The sequence below is a fragment of the Actinomyces sp. oral taxon 175 str. F0384 genome, from assembly GCF_000223355.1.
GTDB classification, from domain to species: Bacteria; Actinomycetota; Actinomycetes; order Actinomycetales; family Actinomycetaceae; genus Actinomyces; species Actinomyces oris.
This window is the reverse complement of the sequence record NZ_AFUR01000007.1, coordinates 1-15,768: the sequence shown is the minus strand read 5'-3', so window position 1 is coordinate 15,768 and position 15,768 is coordinate 1. Positions and strand designations below refer to the sequence as shown.

Below are 15,768 nucleotides of genomic sequence, written 5' to 3'. Positions count from 1 at the left end.
GCGTCGTCGCAGGCGGAACGGTAGGGTCTGGGGCAGAAATGTTGTGACACCATGTCGCCCTCCGGCGTCGTCCCCTTCCAGGAGCAGACCGTGACCCGAAGCCTTGCCGCACGCACGCGCATCCTCGCCGCCAGCGCTGCACTCCTCCTCGCCGTCGGGGCGCTCGCCGGCTGCTCCGACCACCCCGGGCAGGTGGCCGACATGCACTACACCGGCCTGGACGGGGCCCGCCACTCCGTGGTTGTCAGTGAGAAGGACGTCGACGTCGTCGTCAAGGAGCTGGACTCCGCGCTCGGTTGGGAGAACCTGGAGCGTCAGGGTGTGAATCGGCCTCAGATCGCTGGTTTCCTCGTTGAGGCGCCCATCCTGGTAGAGGTCGGTCAGGCCCACGGACTGACCGTCACCGATGCGCAGATCGTGGAGATGGTCAAGAAGCAGGTGGGCTTCGAGCCCCGCAAGCCGGAAACGCTCACTTACCTGCGGGCGACTGTGCTGTCCGGCCACTTCCAGCAGCTTTCTCAGCAGGGGCAGCAGGGACAGCAGGGGCAGGTCGCGCTCGCCGACCTGGACAAGGTTCGCGGCACGCTGGACGGTGACATCTCCCCGCGCTACTCGAATAAGGCTCAGACCTGGTTGACCCGAACCGATCCCCGTCTGGAAGCCGGCAACAGCCCCTTCGGCGGTGGCCTGCAGCAGGCTCCCCAGCAACAGCAGCAGGACCCACAACAGCAAGCCCCGCAGCAGGGCGGCCAGCAACAGGCTCCCCAGCAGCAGGCCCCGCAGCAACAGCAGCAGCCTCAGCAACAGGCTCCTCAGCAGGGCGGACAGCAGCCCGCCGACTCCGGTCAGACCGACGGGCAGGGCCAGACCGGTCAGGCCGACGGTGCTGCGAGAGAGGCCGGCCAGGGCGCCGAGCAGTCCGAGACCAGCGGCCAGTAGGGCCGCACAGAGCCCCCAGGACGACGGCGGAACCGAGAGACCGCCGTCGTCCAGTGTTTCTCGCCGGGCGTGAACACTGTGCAATCCTCAGGACCATGGCCCTCGTGGTGGGGGAGTCGGCCCGCTAGGCTGATCCTGCATTCGGCAGTCGCGCGCGAGCGTGCCCGACGCCGACGACCGCATCACGATCCCCTCAGCAAGGAGCACCAAGTGGCCCTCATCGAGAACGTTCACGCCCGCGAGATCCTCGACTCCCGTGGCAACCCGACCCTCGAGGTCGAGATCCTTCTGGAGGACGGTGCTTCCGCTCGCGCCGCCGTCCCCTCGGGCGCCTCCACCGGTGCCTTCGAGGCCGTTGAGCTGCGCGACGGCGACAAGGGCCGCTACGGCGGCAAGGGCGTGGAGAAGGCCGTCGACAACGTCAACGACATCATCGCCCCCGAGATCATCGGCTTCGACGCCGCCGACCAGCGTGGCCTCGACCAGCTCATGATCGAGCTCGACGGCACCCCCAACAAGGGCAAGCTCGGCGCCAACGCCATCCTCGGCGTCTCCCTGGCCGCCGCCCAGGCCTCCGCCGAGTCCGCCGGTCTGGACCTGTTCCAGTACGTCGGCGGCCCCAACGCCCACGTCCTGCCCGTGCCCATGATGAACATCCTCAACGGTGGCTCTCACGCCGACTCCAACGTGGACATCCAGGAGTTCATGATCGCCCCCATCGGCGCCCCCACCTTCCGTGAGGCCCTGCGCATGGGCGCCGAGGTCTACCACGCCCTCAAGGCGGTCGTGAAGGACCGCGGCCTGTCCACCGGCCTGGGCGACGAAGGTGGCTTCGCCCCCAACCTCGACTCCAACCGCGAGGCCCTTGAGCTCATCGTCGAGGCCATCGAGAAGGCCGGCTACAAGCCCGGCAAGGACGTGGCCCTGGCCATGGACGTCGCCTCCTCGGAGTTCTTCGACGAGAAGACCAAGACCTACCAGTTCGAGGGCGAGGCCCGCGACAACGCCTTCATGGTCGACTACTACGAGAAGCTCATCACCGACTTCCCGATCGTCTCCATCGAGGACCCGCTCTCCGAGGACGAGTGGGACGACTGGAAGGCCCTGACCGACAAGATCGGCGACCGGGTCCAGCTCGTCGGCGACGACTTCTTCGTCACCAACCCCGAGCGCCTCGCCAAGGGCATCAAGCTCGGCGCCGCCAACGCCCTGCTGGTCAAGGTCAACCAGATCGGCTCCCTGACCGAGACCCTCGAGGCCGTGGAGATGGCCCACCGCGCCGGCTACAAGTCCATGACCTCCCACCGCTCCGGTGAGACCGAGGACGTCACCATCGCCGACCTGGCCGTGGCCACCAACTCCGGTCAGATCAAGACCGGCGCCCCCGCCCGCGGCGAGCGCGTCAACAAGTACAACCAGCTCCTGCGCATCGAGGAGGCCCTCGGCGACGCCGCGGTCTACGCCGGCGCCGGCGCCTTCCCCCGCTTCCAGGCCTGAGCCTGACAGCGACCTGCCGACGTCGAGCCGCTGACTGACGCGACGCCTCAGCCGCGACTCGACGACGACGCACCCCACCGCTTCGGGGCAGACGGGTTCTCCCGCCTGCCCCGAAGCGTCGTCTATGGCAGTCCTGTATGTGCGCCCGGCAGGGGCGGGCCATGACCGAAGCGTGAGCAACGCGCCCGGTGGGGTGCGCTGTCTCCTGTGCCCTGGTGAGGCAGGATGCCGGTATGACTCCACGCCGCCCCTCCTCCAGCCAGTCCGGGACGCGCCGCGTCGCCGGCGGCGCCCGGCCCCGCCAGGTACCGGCCGAGAGGGCGGCCTCCGCGGCCGGGTCGGGATCCGGCTCGTCCGGCTCCCGGCAGCGGGGCCTGCCGACGGCGGTGCCCGAGCGGACCCTGCCGCCCCGGGTCGTCATCCTGGCGGTCGTGTGCCTGCTGGCCTTCGTCGTCATCTTCACCTCCCTGCGCGCCTACCTGTCCCAGCAGGCCCAGTACGACGCCGTCGTCGACAGGATCAAGGAGGCCTCCGACACCTCCACCACCCTGGAGAACGAGCTGGCCCAGTGGAAGGACGACACCTACGTGCGCTCCCAGGTCCGTGAGCGCCTCGGCTACGTCATGCCCGGCGACACCAGCTACGTCGTCGTCGGCGCCGACTCCATGAAGGAGAACGAGGCCGGCGGCGGGGCCACCCCGGGCTCCCCGGACGCCCCCTGGTACGAGGAGCTCCGGGACTCCTCGCGGGCCGCCGGCCAGGCCAACAGCACCGCGCCAGCAGGATCGAAGGGTGGGACGGACGGCAAGACCCTCAACCCCGCCGAGAAGGAGCTGCCGACCGGGGAGCCCAACCAGGCGCCGTCGGATCCGCCCAAGACCACGCCGAAACCGGCCGTCACCCCGCAGACGAAGGAGACCCCGTGAGCCCCACGCCCCAGACGCAGGAGCCGGTGTCGTCGGCCGACCTCGAGGCCCTGGCCGAGCAGCTGGGGAGGGTGCCGCGCGGAGTCGTCGCCATTGCGGCCCGCTGCGTGTGCGGGCGCCCCACCGTGGTGCGCACCGCCCCGCGCCTCGACGACGGCACCCCCTTCCCGACCAGCTACTACCTCACCCACCCGGCCGCCGTGAAGGGCTGCTCCACCCTGGAGGCCGAGCACCTCATGGAGACCTTCAACGCCGAGCTGGCCGACGACGCCGAGCTGGCCACCGCCTACGCCTCCGCCCACGACGACTACCTGGCCCGTCGTGCCGAGCTCGGGCAGGTTTCTGAGATCGAGGGGGTCTCCGCCGGCGGCATGCCCACGCGCGTCAAGTGCCTCCATGCCCTGCTCGGGCACACCCTGGCCGCCGGAGCCGGCGTCAACCCCATCGGTGACCGCACGCTGGAGGCCCTGCGCGAGCGCGGACTGTGGGATCCTGAGCGCTGCTTCTGCTGAGCGGCAGGGACGCCCTGCTCTCTCCCTTCCCGACCGAGCCCAGGAGGCCGCCACCATGACCCGCGTCGCCGCAATCGACTGCGGCACCAACACCATCCGCCTCCTCATCGCCGAGGCCCACCGTGACGACTCCGGGCGCCCCCACCTGGAGGTGCTGCGCCGCCGCAACGAGATCGTGCGCCTGGGCCAGGGCGTGGATCGCACCGGCCTGCTCGACCCCGAGGCCCTGGAGCGCACCCTGGCCGCCGTGGCCTCCTACGCCGCCGACTGCGCCGAGCTGGGCGTCGCCCCCGGGAGCGACGTGCGGCGCTTCGTGGCCACCTCCGCCACCCGCGATGCCCGCAACCGCGAGGACTTCGTGGCCGGGGTCAGGCGCCTGCTGGGCATTGAGCCCGAGGTCGTCAGCGGCCAGGAGGAGGCCCGCCTGTCCTTCACCGGCTCGCTCCTGGGCGCCGGTGAAGACGAGGGCGCGTCAGGGCCGGGGGAGCACGCGCCCGCGCCGCGGCTCGTCGTCGACCTCGGGGGCGGTTCCACCGAGCTGGTCCTGGGTGTGGATGCCCCTAGCGCCGCCATCAGCCTGGACACCGGCAGCGTGCGCATCACCGAGCGCTTCCTCGCAGGCGGTGTCACCCCCGAGGCCGAGGCCGCCGCTCGGGCCGAGGTGCGTGGCCTGCTCGATGAGGCCGAGCGGGTCGTCGACCTGTCCGCCCCGGGGCGGCTGGTCGGCCTGGCCGGCACCATCACCACCGTCACCGCCCATGCCCTGGATCTTCAGGTCTTCGACCCGCAGGCCCTGAACGGTGCTGAGCTGAGGCCGCAGGCGGTTCTGGCCTCCTGTGAGGCGATCATCCACTCCACGCCCGAGCAGCGCGCCTCCTGGGGCTACCTGGCCCCCGGCCGCCGCGACGTCATCGCCGCCGGGGCCCTCGTGTGGAGCGAGGTCGTCACCCGCGTCGTGGAGCGGACCGCCGCCGCCGGGCGCCCGCTGGCGCGGGTCACCACCAGCCTCTACGACATCCTCGACGGCATCGCCCTGTCGCTCGTGCCCGAGTCGGGGCCGATCGAAGGGACCCCGGCGTGAGCGCGACGTCGCTGACCTGGGGCGGACGCAGCATCCCTGGCCCCGGTGGCCTGCCCGCGGTGGCCGTCTCCCTGACCGGGCCGAGCCTTGCCCAGGCGCGGACCCAGGCCCGCAGCGCCATCGACGCCGGTGCCGATGTCCTCGAGCTGCGCGTGGACCTGCTGGAGGAGGCCGGCACCCTGGCCGCCCCCGACCCGCTGGACGCGGCCACGGGCGCCGCCCAGGTCCTGGAGTGCCTGCGGGAGCTGGGGGAGGCCATTGCCGCCGACGGTGCTGACGCCGTTGCCGGCGCCCCGGTGCTGCTCACCTGCCGCACCGCCGCCGAGGGGGGCCGGGCCCGTCTGGACGACGCCGCCTACGGCGCCCTTCTGCGCTCCGTCCTCGACGGGCTCGCCGACTGGGCGCCCGAGCGCCGCCCGGCCGCCATCGACGTCGAGGTTCAGCGCGGCTGCCTGCCTCAGGTCTGCGCACAGGCCCACGAACTGGGTATCGACGTCGTCGCCTCCTTCCACGACTTCGAAGTCACCCCTGCCGATGAGGTTCTCGAGGAGGTCCTGGCCCGCATGGCCCGCGGGGGTGCGGACCTGGCCAAGATCGCCGTGTGGCCCACCAGTGCCGATGATGTCGCCCGCCTCCTGGGTGTGTGCGCGCGGGCCACGGCAGGTGCGGGGGAGCGCAGCGGCCTGGGTGTGCCCGTGGCGGCCATGTCCATGGGGGCGCTCGGGGCGGTCAGCCGTGTGGCGCCGGCCTTCGGGACGGCGCTGACCTTCGCCGTCGTCCCCGACGAGCAGGGGCAGGCCCGGGCCTCCGCTCCTGGCCAGCTGCCGATCCAGGACGTGCGCCGCTGCCTGGAGCTGCTGCGGGCCTGAACGATGGTCCGCACCCGCGCGTTCGTAGGGTAGGTCGCGCTGTCGAGGGGTAAGGGTACGATCCCGGCACCTACGGTACGAACGCGCGGAGCCGGTGCGAGTTAGACGTCGAGCCTGCGCAGGAGCTCTGCGGGTGGAAGGGCCCCGTCCTCGATGTAGGCGCGGAAGACGGGGGCTGCCTGCTCGCCGGTGAAGACCTCCTCGGGGTGCAGACGCAGCGAGAAGGGCTCGGGACCCCCGTTGTCCCAGGTGATCGTGGTCCACGCTCCGGGGTCGGCGACGGGCTCGCGGGCCACGGCGTAGTGCTCGTAGGAGTCGTCCTCGTGGGTCACGCGGATCTCAACGCTCATGGCGGCCGCCGAGCCGCCGCACTGGATGAAGGTGGCTCGCGCCGGGGAGGACTCCGGAACCTCGTCGATGTGCGACGTTCCCTCGGGCAGTGCCCACACCACGACGGCGAAGTGCCTTGCGCCGTCCAGGTAGGCGGGTGAAGTGAGTTTGCGGGCGACCTCATCGGCGATGAGCTGCGGGGTCTGGGGCTGCAGGAAGACGTCGATGGGACCGTTCCTGCCGACGATGTACTCGGCGAAGTACCTCATGGTCTGCTCTCTGGTAGTCGGGTGCGGGAGTGCTGCCGGCGTTGTGAGGCGCTGGCGGGCTCGGGGCCGTTGTCCTGCGGATGATCTCAGTTCCCCACCGTTGAGTGTCCACATGGCTGGGATATGGGGACAAGTGCCCGCCTCCGGCCGCCGCGAGCACGGGCCTCCGGCTGCACGGCGCGAGTAGTCTTCGCTGCACCCGCGGTGTCTTGCGACGGGCCTGGTCGCAGGCGGGAGCGAAGGAGGGCGGGCATGGCCGAGCATGGGCGGCGCGGCGTCGTCGGCATGGGGCTCGCCGGCGGGGCGGCACTGGCGCTGGGTGGATGCGCCCCAGCGCAGGCCGGCCGGTCGCGGCCGAGTGCGACGCCGACATCGGATGGTCGTTTCGCGAGCTTCACTGAATACGTCCCCGTGACGCTGGAGATCCGCACCGACCTGGGGCGCCTCGACAGACGCATGCCGGGCGTCACCATCTCCTCGGCTCACTGGGTCATGCAGTACTGGCAGGAGAAACGTGAGGTCCTGCCTGCGCCGGACCGCCCGCTATGGGTGCACGGGGTGATGACCCTCGATCCCGCCGGCAGTCGGGCCCTCGCCGAGGCCTCAAGTGGGAAAGCCGATCCGCTCCCGGGGATCTACCCCGACCTGCGCCAGTACGTCCCCGAGGGAAAGGTCTTCACCACGGTCCCGAAGGAGAAGGCTGATGGGATTCTCGACATCGAGCACGCGATGCAGGATGACCCGAGTCGTTTTGAGTCGTCCTACTTTGACACCGAGCAGGTTGCCATCTGCGCTGACGCCAACCTCCTGATCTTCATCGCGAGGGAATGGCATACGTGACGGGGCTGAGCTGCTGCAAACCGGCGGCCCGCGCCATCGTAGGGTAGGTCGCGAGGTCGTGCCTTCAACCCTCGACCGCGCGACCTAAGGATCGATCGCGCGAGCCGGTCGCTGGCTCTGGTGCAGAGGGGCCAGATCTGGTCGGTGTGTCGTAGTTGGTATGTCAGGTGTCCAGCGGGGTCAGAACGGCGATCTTCCAGCTCTCACTGTCGCGGACGAGCTGGTAGAGGAGTCGCTCACTCGGCACGCCAGCGTCGTGGGTCCAGGTGACATCGGCCCAGATGCTGTGCCCGGTCTCAGCAACGACCTTGATGGTTGCGTGAGTGGTGGAGACGCCATCGTACTGGCCGAACGCCCCGGAGAAGAACTGCTCGGTCTGTGAGGCCTCGGAGACAGCGATGGGGTGATCGGGGAACTCGATCAGCGCGGGCACGGCGTAGTGCTCGGCGATGGCCTTGGCGTCTCGGTCGAGCAGGGTGCGGGTGTAGGAGTCGAAGAACTGCTGCGCGATAGTGCTGTTGGTCATGGCGTCCACGCTACGCACAAACCCGGACAGGCCAATGTCATGGTTACGATGAGTCCATGAACTCGCCTGCAGGACGGGCGTCCGCAGCCTCACGTGACCCGTACCTGACCCTGCGACGGGTGGAGCGTCAGCAGCACCTCATTGAGCGACTGCATACCAGCTCGAGCCGGCTCACCCTCGGTCGTCTCGCCAACGAGCTGGGTGTGACGGAGCGGACCGTTGCCCGCGATGTCGAACGACTGCGCCACTCCGGTGTGCCGATCACGGTCGTCCCCGGCCGAGGCGGTGGTGTCAGCATCGAGCGCGCCACCCCGTCAGGGCGCGTTGAGCTGGATCTTCCGGAGATCGCCGCCCTCATGGCGAGCCTCGCCGCCCTCGGACCGAGCGCCAGCGAGTCCGCGGCCTCCGCGATGCGCAAGCTCACCGCCGCCCTCCGTCCTGGGTAGCGGCCGCCGTCCGTGCGGCCGCGATCGTAAGAGGTTGTGTCAACGTCATCGAGGCCACCGCGACTCGTAGCGCCAGGTGGGGCGCCTCACCGGCTGCGCGGCTGTTCGCGCGCCCCGCCCATGCCGTAGTCTTGCCCACGTTGCCCCGGCGAGGGACGCGCCAGCACGGCGCGCATCCGTGATCGACGTGGTGGTACCTGGCGGTACTGCGCGTCGTCGCGCCCAGCCGGACCACCATCAGCCGCGGGGCACCGGGCCCCGCCTCATCCGCAAGGAGAGCCACATGGCCAACAACGCCATCACCCTCAAGGCCCAGGACCGCACCGAGTTCGGCAAGGGCTCGGCCCGCCAGGCCCGCCGCGCCGGCCAGGTCCCCGCCGTCGTCTACGGCCACGGCACCGAGCCCCGCCACCTCCTGCTCGAGGAGCACGCCACCCGCCTGGCCCTGCGCAGCAACGACAACGCCCTGGTCGAGCTGGACATCGCCGGCGGCGAGACCCTCCTGGCCCTGGCCAAGGACGTGCAGCGCCACCCCATCCGCCCCGGCGTGCAGCACGTCGACTTCCTCCTGGTGGACCGCAACGAGCGCGTCGACGTCGAGGTCCCGGTCACCGTCATCGGTGAGGCCGCCCCCGGCACCATCCACATGATCGAGGCCGCCACCGTCATGGTCTCCGCCCCGGCCGTCTCCGTGCCCGAGGCCATCGAGGTCGATGTCACCGGCGTCGCCGCCGGCACCGTCCTGACCCTTGCCGACATCACCCTGCCCAAGGGGGTCGAGGCCGTCGCCGACGCCGAGACCGCCGTGGTCAACGTGGCCAACGAGCACGCCGTCGCCTCCGAGGTCCCCGAGGACGCCCCCGCTGAGGGTGACGCCGAGGCCGAGGCCGAGTGAATCGCGCGTGACTGACATGTCCAGCCATGACGACGCGCCGGCAGGCGCCTCCCGCACCACCCGTGCCGCCCGCGCCGGGCTCACCCCGGGGCGGGGCGCATGAGTGAGGCCTGGCTCGTCGTCGGGCTGGGGAACCCCGGGGCCCGGTACGCCCGCAACCGCCACAACCTCGGCTACATGGTGCTCGACGTCCTGGCCGAGCGCACCGGGTCCCGGTTCACCCAGCACAAGAAGGCTCGCGCCCGCGTGGCCGAGGGCAGGCTGGGCATGATGCCCGGCGGAGCCCCCGGCCCCCGCGTCATCTTGGCCGAGCCCTCAGTGCTCATGAACCTCTCCGGCGGCCCCGTGGCCGGGCTCGTCTCCTACTACGGGATCGACCCCGCCAGCCGCCTGCTCGTCATCCACGACGAGCTCGACCTGCCCGCCCACGAGCTGCGCCTCAAGCGCGGCGGCGGCGAAGGCGGTCACAACGGCCTGCGCTCCATCAGCAAGTCCGTCTCCACCAAGGACTACGCGCGCCTGCGCGTAGGCATCGGCCGCCCGCCGGGCCGCCAGGACCCCTCCGACTTCGTCCTGTCCGACTTCCCCGGCCGTGAGCGCGCCGACCTCGGCGTCACCCTGGAGCAGGCCGCCGACGCCGTTGAACAGGTCGTCACGGTCGGCTTCGACGACGCCCAGCAGCGCCTTCACGCCCCCCGCTGACGTGCGGTCGCCCGATCTGGGCGGGTGGGGCAGGTGCTCGAAAGCATGGACGGGCCTGGCGGGAGCACCGTGAGGAACGAGCGGTGCGGATGGTTGCCAAGAGCGCCTGTCCCGTCCGCCTCACCGCGAACCGGCTCAGCGATGCTGCTGGGCTCAGGCCATGAGGCCGGTCTCGTAGGCGACGACGACGGCCTGGACCCGGTCTCGCACGTCGAGCTTGGCGAGCACGTTGCCCACGTGGGTCTTGACGGTGGTGGCCGAGACGACCAGGCGCGCGGCGATCTCCGCGTTCGACATGCCCTGACTCATGAGCACGAGGATCTCCTTCTCGCGCGGGGTCAGTGAGTCGATCCGCGGATCCGAGGAGGACTGGGCCGGCGCCTCCGAGCTCGGCAGCGAGCCGGCGAACATCTCCAGCATCCGCTGAGTGATGCGCGGCGAGACGACCGCCTCCCCGGAGGCCACGGTGCGGATCGCCTCGGCGAGCTCGGTGGGCCGGGTGTCCTTGAGCAGGAAGCCGGAGGCCCCAGCGCGCAGCCCGGCGAAGGCGTACTCATCCAGGTCGAAGGTGGTCAGGATGAGCACGCGCGTGCTCGGGCACTCCTGGGCGATGCGCTCGGTGGCCTCGATGCCGTTCATCCCCGGCATGCGCACGTCCATGAGGATGACGTCGGGGTGCAGGGCTTTGGCCTGGGCCAGGGCGGAGGTGCCGTCGGAGGCCTCGCCGACGACGGTGATGTCCTCCTCGGCCTCCAGCACCATGCGGAAGCCCATGCGCATGAGCGCCTGGTCGTCGGCGAGCACGACGCTGACCGGGCCGCGGACCTCGCCGGGGCGCTCAGGCTCGTCGGGCTGGAGAGGATCACCGCTGCTCACAGGGGCGTCTGCCATGAGAAAGTCCCTTCGTCATGCTCGTCCCAGCGCAGGACCGCACGGACTCGCCAACCCGTGGGCGTCGGGCCGGCCTGTACGGTCCCACCATAGACCGAAGCGCGTTCCCGCATGCCGATCAGCCCCTTACCGGATCCGTGCATCGGGCGCGTGCCCGGGGCGGCCTCGTTGTCCACGGTGAGGACCACGGTGCCGATGTGGCGCTCGACGTCGACGCTGACGGCCGGCGTCGTCGGGGCATAGCGCAGCACGTTGGTCAGGGCCTCCTGGGCGATGCGGAACACGGTGAGCTGGAGGGCCTTGTCCGCTGGGAGCGCCGCACCCACCCACCGGTAGGTGACCGGCACCCCCGCCGCCACGAAGCGCTTGACGAGCTCGGTGATGTCAGCCTGTTCGGGGGAGGGGGCCAGGGGCAGGTCTCCGCGGGAGCGGTCGCCCGCGCCGTCGGTGGCCTGCTGGCGCAGGTTGGCGATGGGGACGCTGGGCTCGACCGGCGTCACCGTCCCCAGGGGGGCGAACTCAGGCACCGGCAGGTCGCGGACCTCGTGCTGGCGGGCCGACGACGGCGATTCTCCCGAGGGTGCAGGCGGCTCCGGGGACTGCGGGGCCTGTTCTGCTGCCACCGAGGGGTCCTCCCGCAGGACCCCCACCAGGCGGCGAGTGTCGGCCAGGGCGCTGCGTCCGGCCTCGGCCAGGGTCTCGATGGCCTGCTTGGCCGTGGCTGGATCGCGCTCCACGATGGCGGCGGCGCCGTCGGCCATCGTAATCATGACGGCCAGGGAGTGGGCGACGACGTCGTGCATCTCCCGGGCGATGCGGCTGCGCTCCTCGGCGGCCGCCAGCAGCACCGCCTGCTCGCTCGCCAGGGCCATTCGGGCCGAGCGGAGCTCCATGGCCTTGAGCCGCAGCCGGGCGGAGCGGGCGTTGAAACCGAGCAGGATGCCGACCAGGATGAGGAGAACGAGGATGACGGTGGTGCGCAGGAGCTCCCCAATCGACAAACCAGGAGTTGTCAGGCTGAGGTCCACCATGAGAACCACCAGGGAGATGCCCCCCGCGGTCCATGCGGCGGCCGGCCTGCGGTGCGAGGCGATGGCGCCCAGGGCGAAGGGAACTGATATCAGCTCCATGCCGCTGACGCCGATGGCCGCGTACAGCAGCTGCTCCGCAGTGAGGTGGAAGGCATGCAGCACCGCGAACTGATACGTCTCCGGGATCAAGAGGATGGCGGCCCAGCACCACAGGGGGAAGCGCCGGCGAAGTGACAGCGCGACCCCCATCAGTGCGATCACGATCAACGCCAGAGGCAGGATGGGATAGGTTCTCGCCGGGCTGCTTGGGCGCAGGAGAATCGGGACAGCCACGACGAGGCTGTAGACGCCGACGCCGGCAGCGATCGAGATGTCGATGATCGTCGGATGGCGGTGGTACCACCGGCTGAGTGTGCGCAGCAGGCCCCGCGGCTCGGGCGGGAGCTCGACGTCGTCCTCGGTGGGCGTGTCGGTGGCTGGACGGCCGGGCTGAGGGGCTGGCAGCTGGCTGGACATAGGGCTCAGTGTGTCATTCCAGGGGGTCGTGATCGACGTCGACCTGTGCGGCTGAGGCACCCACCTCCGACGATGGGATTCTTCCCGTGCCTGTCGGAGGCGGGGGCCGGCGGGCTCAGGCGTCGCGCCGGGAGAAGACGATCCAGGCGGTGATGAGCGGGATGAGCGCCCAGGCGGCGAAGACCGCGATGGCCTGGCCGTGGGTGAGGAACTGGGCTCCCTGCCCGCCCCACTCGGTGGTGCGCTGGAACGGGTCGGAGACGGCCTCGGCGACGGTGCTGGGCAGGCAGCCGATGATCTTGAAGATCCATGGCCACTTGCTGGCCGCGAGCTGGAGGGGGCCGCTGATGATGAACAGGAGAGAGACGATGACGGTGATGGTGCCGGCGGTGGAGCGCAGCAGGAAGCCGAGTCCCAGGGCCAGGAGGGCGATGGTGGCGAAGACCAGGCCCGAGCCCCAGATGTAGCCGATGTAGTGCGAGTCGGTGAGGGAGCCGGCGTGCTCGCCGATGAAGGGCTTGGAGATCGCCCAGGACAGGAACACGGACACCGATCCCAGGAGGAAGGAGACGATGGCCAGGACCACTGCCTTGGACACCAAGAGCTGCCCGCGCTTGGGGACGGCGGCCAGGGAGGAGCGGATCTGTCCGGAGGAGTACTCCCCGGTGATGATGAGGGCTCCCAGGACCGCGACCACGACCTGCCCGAATGTCAGGCCTTGAGTGATGAGGTTCTTCGCCGTGTCCTGGTACTCCTCGGTTCGTCCGAGGACGGCGGTGAGGCCGGCGCCGAACAGAACGGTCAGGGCGATGGTGATGAAGGAGGTGATCCAGGTCGAGCGCAGGGACCAGAACTTGATCCACTCGGCGCGCACGGAGCGCAGGAGGGTCTGGCGGCCCTGGATGCGGGAGCGCGCTGGGCGCGGTGCGGGGCCTGCGGGGGCGGTCCCGGCGGCGGTGCGCACCGGGGCGGGGCCGGCTGGGGCGGCGGAGGCGTGGGCGGGGGTGTGGGTACTCATGGCTGACCTTCTGGAGTGAGACGGATGGAGCTTCTGATGGCGGGCGTGGCGCGCTGGCGTGCGGGCCTCAGCCCCGGGCGGAGCCCTGCGGCACGGCCTGGCGCACCTGGGCCTGCTGCATCTGGGCCTGGGAGGCGGGGTCGGTGCGGTACTCCACGGAGTCGCTGGTCAGAGTCATGTAGGCCTCTTCGAGGCTGGCGCGGATGGTGGTGAGCTCGTGCAGAACGATGCCGCCCTGGGCGGCCAGCTCGCCGATGGTGGCGGCGGTGGTCGCGGTGGTCTCCAGGACGTTGGGGGCCACGGGCTGGGCGGCCAGGTTGCGGGAGGCCATGAGCTCGGCGAGCTGGGTGGCCTGAGGGGAGGCCACGCGCACCCGGTCGGTGGTGGCCGAGGCGATGACGTCGTTGACTGGGCCGGCCGTCAGGATCCGGCCGCGGCCGATGACCAGGAGGTGGTCGGCGGTCTGGGCCATCTCGCTCATGAGGTGGGAGGAGATGAACACGGTGCGGCCCTCGCCGGCCAGACGGCGGCAGGTCTCACGCACCCACTTGACGCCCTCGGGGTCCAGGCCGTTGACGGGCTCGTCGAACAGGAGCACACCGGGGTCGCCCAGCAGAGCCGCCGCGATGCCCAGGCGCTGGCCCATGCCCAGGGAGAAGCCCTTGACGCGCTTCTTGGCCACCGAGGTCAGGCCGGTGATGTCCAGGACCTCGTCGACCCGCTTGGCGGGGATGCCGTTGGAGGCGGCCAGCTGGCGCAGGTGGCTGCGGGCGCTGCGCGAGCCGTGCAGGCCCTTGGCGTCCAGCAGGGCACCGACCTCGCACAGGGGGGCCGACAGCTGCCGGTAGGGGCGCCCGTTGATCGTGACCTTGCCGCTGGTGGGCTTGTCCAGGCCCATAATCATGCGCATCGTGGTGGACTTGCCCGCCCCGTTGGGGCCCAGGAAGCCGGTGACGGTGCCGGGCTCGACGGTGAAGGAGATGTTGTCCACCGCTGTCTTCTTGCCATAGCGCTTGGTGAGATTGACTGCCTCGATCATGATGTTCTCTCTTCGACGTGGGCCTCTGGCCAGGGGATGGGTGGTTCGCCGTGGTTCTTCCGGGGGCTGCTCCCACGGAGCAACCGGATGGCTCCAGCCTAGGAGTGCGCCGTCGTCGGTGAATCGGCCGAGGTGACGAACCCGGGGCCGGCCGGGGCGGGTCCGTCAGGGGGAGGGGGTCCTCCTGGAGGATGAGAACCGATCGGTCGATGCGAGCCGCCGGAGGCCACCGAGGAGTCGACGGCGCCCGACGCGCCAGTGGGGATCTCTCCCCAGAGGGCTACGTTGTGAGGGAAAAGGGTTCCCCTGACCGTGTGGGGGCTGCGCATAATATGCGCAGTTTCGGGTGCCGGTCCTCGACGGCCGGACCGGACTGCGAGCGGCGGCCTCCCCGGGCCGACGGTCCCAGCCCCCTCAGAGAGGATGAGAGGAACATGTCCAACCCCTTCTTCAGCCGAAGCACCGCCTTCCAGGAAGGTGGCCATGCGCCCGGGGCCGCCCCGGCCCAGACGCCCAACGGCTACCCCACGATGCCCGGCTACCAGGCCGGCCAGTACGGCCAGCAGGCCGCCGGCTACGGCCAGCAGTACGGTCAGTACGGCAACCAGTACGCCAACCAGTACGGTCAGCAGGCTGCCGGCTACGGCCAGGTGAGTCCCGAGCAGATGGCCGGTCTGGAGGCCCAGTACCAGGCGCCGTCGGCCACCAACGCGGACATGCGCCGCATGACCTACGACGACGTCATCATCCGCACCGCCGGCATGTTCGCCGTCATCCTGGCCACGGGCGCCCTGTGCTGGAACCTGGTGACCAATGAGGCGACTTTCGCTCTGGGTGCCATGGCGGTGTTCGCCGGTGCCATCGGTGCCTTCGTCCTGGGCCTGGTCAACAGCTTCAAGCGGGAGCCCTCCCCGGCCCTCATCCTGGCCTACGCGGCCTTCGAGGGACTGCTGCTGGGTGGCTTCTCCGGCATCATGGAGGCCCGCTACGAGGGCATCGTCGTCCAGGCCGTGCTCGCGACGCTGGCCACCTTCGGTGCCATGCTCGCGGCCTACTCCTTCGGCGGCTTCCGGGTCCAGGGCAGGTTCCGTCGAGTTGTGGTCGTGGCCACCTTCGGCTACATGATCTTCAGCCTCATCAACTTCGCCCTCATGATGACCGGCATGACCACCGGCGCCTGGGGCCTGCGCTCCCTGACCATCATGGGGATCCCGCTGGGAGTCCCGCTGGGAATCCTCGCGGTCATCCTGGCCTCCTTCTTCCTGGCGATCGACTTCGAGTCCATTGAGAACGGGGTCCGCAACGGGCTGCCCCAGCGCTACGCCTGGGCGGGGGCCTTCGGTCTGGTCGTCACCCTCGTGTGGCTCTACGTGGAGTTCCTCCGCCTGCTGAGCTACTTCCGCGACTGAGCGCGCGGCGCGGGGGCGGGCCCGGTTCGTCC

The 15,768-nt window shown here is 70.5% G+C and carries 17 protein-coding genes; 11 read left to right on the top strand and 6 right to left on the bottom strand.

Annotated elements, in window-relative coordinates; all coding sequences use genetic code 11:
* Positions 1 to 90: 90 nt before the first annotated feature.
* From HMPREF9058_RS11715 to HMPREF9058_RS11690, 6 genes are all read left to right on the top strand, one after another.
* Complete coding sequence (locus tag HMPREF9058_RS11715) at positions 91 to 939, top strand: hypothetical protein (protein ID WP_043538414.1); 849 nt, start codon at positions 91 to 93, stop codon at positions 937 to 939.
* 210 nt (positions 940 to 1,149) lie between these two features.
* On the top strand, positions 1,150 to 2,436 hold the full coding sequence (eno, locus tag HMPREF9058_RS11710; protein ID WP_009407666.1) for a phosphopyruvate hydratase: 1,287 nt from the start codon (positions 1,150 to 1,152) through the stop codon (positions 2,434 to 2,436).
* A 233-nt stretch (positions 2,437 to 2,669) separates the two neighbouring features.
* On the top strand, positions 2,670 to 3,362 hold the full coding sequence (locus tag HMPREF9058_RS11705; protein ID WP_009407472.1) for a septum formation initiator family protein: 693 nt from the start codon (positions 2,670 to 2,672) through the stop codon (positions 3,360 to 3,362).
* Positions 3,359 to 3,874 carry a DUF501 domain-containing protein gene (locus HMPREF9058_RS11700; RefSeq protein ID WP_009407660.1) on the top strand — a complete coding sequence of 172 codons (516 nt, stop codon included), beginning with the start codon at positions 3,359 to 3,361 and terminating at the stop codon, positions 3,872 to 3,874. The genes HMPREF9058_RS11705 and HMPREF9058_RS11700 overlap by 4 nt, the downstream gene beginning before the upstream one ends.
* A gap of 55 nt (positions 3,875 to 3,929) precedes the next feature.
* A complete protein-coding gene (locus tag HMPREF9058_RS11695; protein ID WP_009407602.1) occupies positions 3,930 to 4,955 on the top strand; it encodes an exopolyphosphatase in 1,026 nt (341 codons plus the stop codon).
* A complete protein-coding gene (locus tag HMPREF9058_RS11690; RefSeq protein WP_009407751.1) occupies positions 4,952 to 5,824 on the top strand; it encodes a type I 3-dehydroquinate dehydratase in 873 nt (290 codons plus the stop codon). Before HMPREF9058_RS11695 ends, HMPREF9058_RS11690 begins: the two co-directional genes overlap by 4 nt.
* Before the next feature lie 101 nt (positions 5,825 to 5,925).
* Here the strand turns inward: HMPREF9058_RS11690 and HMPREF9058_RS13875 are convergent, their stop codons facing one another.
* Positions 5,926 to 6,423 carry a hypothetical protein gene (locus HMPREF9058_RS13875; RefSeq protein WP_009407668.1) on the bottom strand — a complete coding sequence of 166 codons (498 nt, stop codon included), beginning with the start codon at positions 6,421 to 6,423 and terminating at the stop codon, positions 5,926 to 5,928.
* 252 nt (positions 6,424 to 6,675) lie between these two features.
* On the opposite strand from HMPREF9058_RS13875, the gene HMPREF9058_RS11680 reads away from it, so the two are divergent.
* Entirely contained in the window at positions 6,676 to 7,263 is a 588-nt protein-coding gene (locus HMPREF9058_RS11680; protein WP_009407488.1) for a hypothetical protein, read from the top strand.
* Positions 7,264 to 7,426: 163 nt separating this feature from the next.
* Here HMPREF9058_RS11680 and HMPREF9058_RS11675 read toward each other — a convergent pair whose 3' ends face one another.
* Positions 7,427 to 7,789 carry a hypothetical protein gene (locus HMPREF9058_RS11675; RefSeq protein WP_043538412.1) on the bottom strand — a complete coding sequence of 121 codons (363 nt, stop codon included), beginning with the start codon at positions 7,787 to 7,789 and terminating at the stop codon, positions 7,427 to 7,429.
* 56 nt (positions 7,790 to 7,845) lie between these two features.
* Between HMPREF9058_RS11675 and HMPREF9058_RS11670 the strand changes: the two genes are divergently transcribed.
* The 3 genes from HMPREF9058_RS11670 to pth all read left to right on the top strand — a co-directional run bounded on the left by HMPREF9058_RS11670 (position 7,846) and on the right by pth (position 9,832).
* Positions 7,846 to 8,235 carry a helix-turn-helix domain-containing protein gene (locus HMPREF9058_RS11670; protein ID WP_009407474.1) on the top strand — a complete coding sequence of 130 codons (390 nt, stop codon included), beginning with the start codon at positions 7,846 to 7,848 and terminating at the stop codon, positions 8,233 to 8,235.
* Positions 8,236 to 8,518: 283 nt separating this feature from the next.
* Positions 8,519 to 9,130 carry a 50S ribosomal protein L25/general stress protein Ctc gene (locus HMPREF9058_RS11665; protein WP_009407739.1) on the top strand — a complete coding sequence of 204 codons (612 nt, stop codon included), beginning with the start codon at positions 8,519 to 8,521 and terminating at the stop codon, positions 9,128 to 9,130.
* A gap of 99 nt (positions 9,131 to 9,229) precedes the next feature.
* Positions 9,230 to 9,832: an aminoacyl-tRNA hydrolase gene (gene pth, locus HMPREF9058_RS11660; RefSeq protein WP_009407694.1), complete on the top strand. Its 603-nt coding sequence runs from the start codon at positions 9,230 to 9,232 to the stop codon at positions 9,830 to 9,832.
* A gap of 153 nt (positions 9,833 to 9,985) precedes the next feature.
* Here the strand turns inward: pth and HMPREF9058_RS11655 are convergent, their stop codons facing one another.
* The 4 genes from HMPREF9058_RS11655 to HMPREF9058_RS11640 form a co-directional block, all read right to left on the bottom strand.
* Positions 9,986 to 10,723 carry a response regulator transcription factor gene (locus HMPREF9058_RS11655; RefSeq protein WP_009407722.1) on the bottom strand — a complete coding sequence of 246 codons (738 nt, stop codon included), beginning with the start codon at positions 10,721 to 10,723 and terminating at the stop codon, positions 9,986 to 9,988.
* Positions 10,705 to 12,270: a histidine kinase gene (locus HMPREF9058_RS11650; RefSeq protein WP_009407580.1), complete on the bottom strand. Its 1,566-nt coding sequence runs from the start codon at positions 12,268 to 12,270 to the stop codon at positions 10,705 to 10,707. The genes HMPREF9058_RS11655 and HMPREF9058_RS11650 overlap by 19 nt, the downstream gene beginning before the upstream one ends.
* A 115-nt stretch (positions 12,271 to 12,385) precedes the next feature.
* Positions 12,386 to 13,288, bottom strand: a complete 903-nt coding sequence (locus HMPREF9058_RS11645) for an ABC transporter permease (RefSeq protein WP_009407717.1) — start codon at positions 13,286 to 13,288, stop codon at positions 12,386 to 12,388.
* Positions 13,289 to 13,355: 67 nt separating this feature from the next.
* The gene (locus HMPREF9058_RS11640) at positions 13,356 to 14,327 is read right to left on the bottom strand and encodes an ABC transporter ATP-binding protein (RefSeq protein ID WP_009407619.1); all 972 of its coding nucleotides are present in this window, start codon (positions 14,325 to 14,327) and stop codon (positions 13,356 to 13,358) included.
* 434 nt (positions 14,328 to 14,761) lie between these two features.
* Between HMPREF9058_RS11640 and HMPREF9058_RS11635 the strand changes: the two genes are divergently transcribed.
* Positions 14,762 to 15,736, top strand: coding sequence for a Bax inhibitor-1/YccA family protein (locus tag HMPREF9058_RS11635; protein ID WP_009407732.1), 975 nt, complete (start codon positions 14,762 to 14,764; stop codon positions 15,734 to 15,736).
* Positions 15,737 to 15,768: the final 32 nt, after the last annotated feature.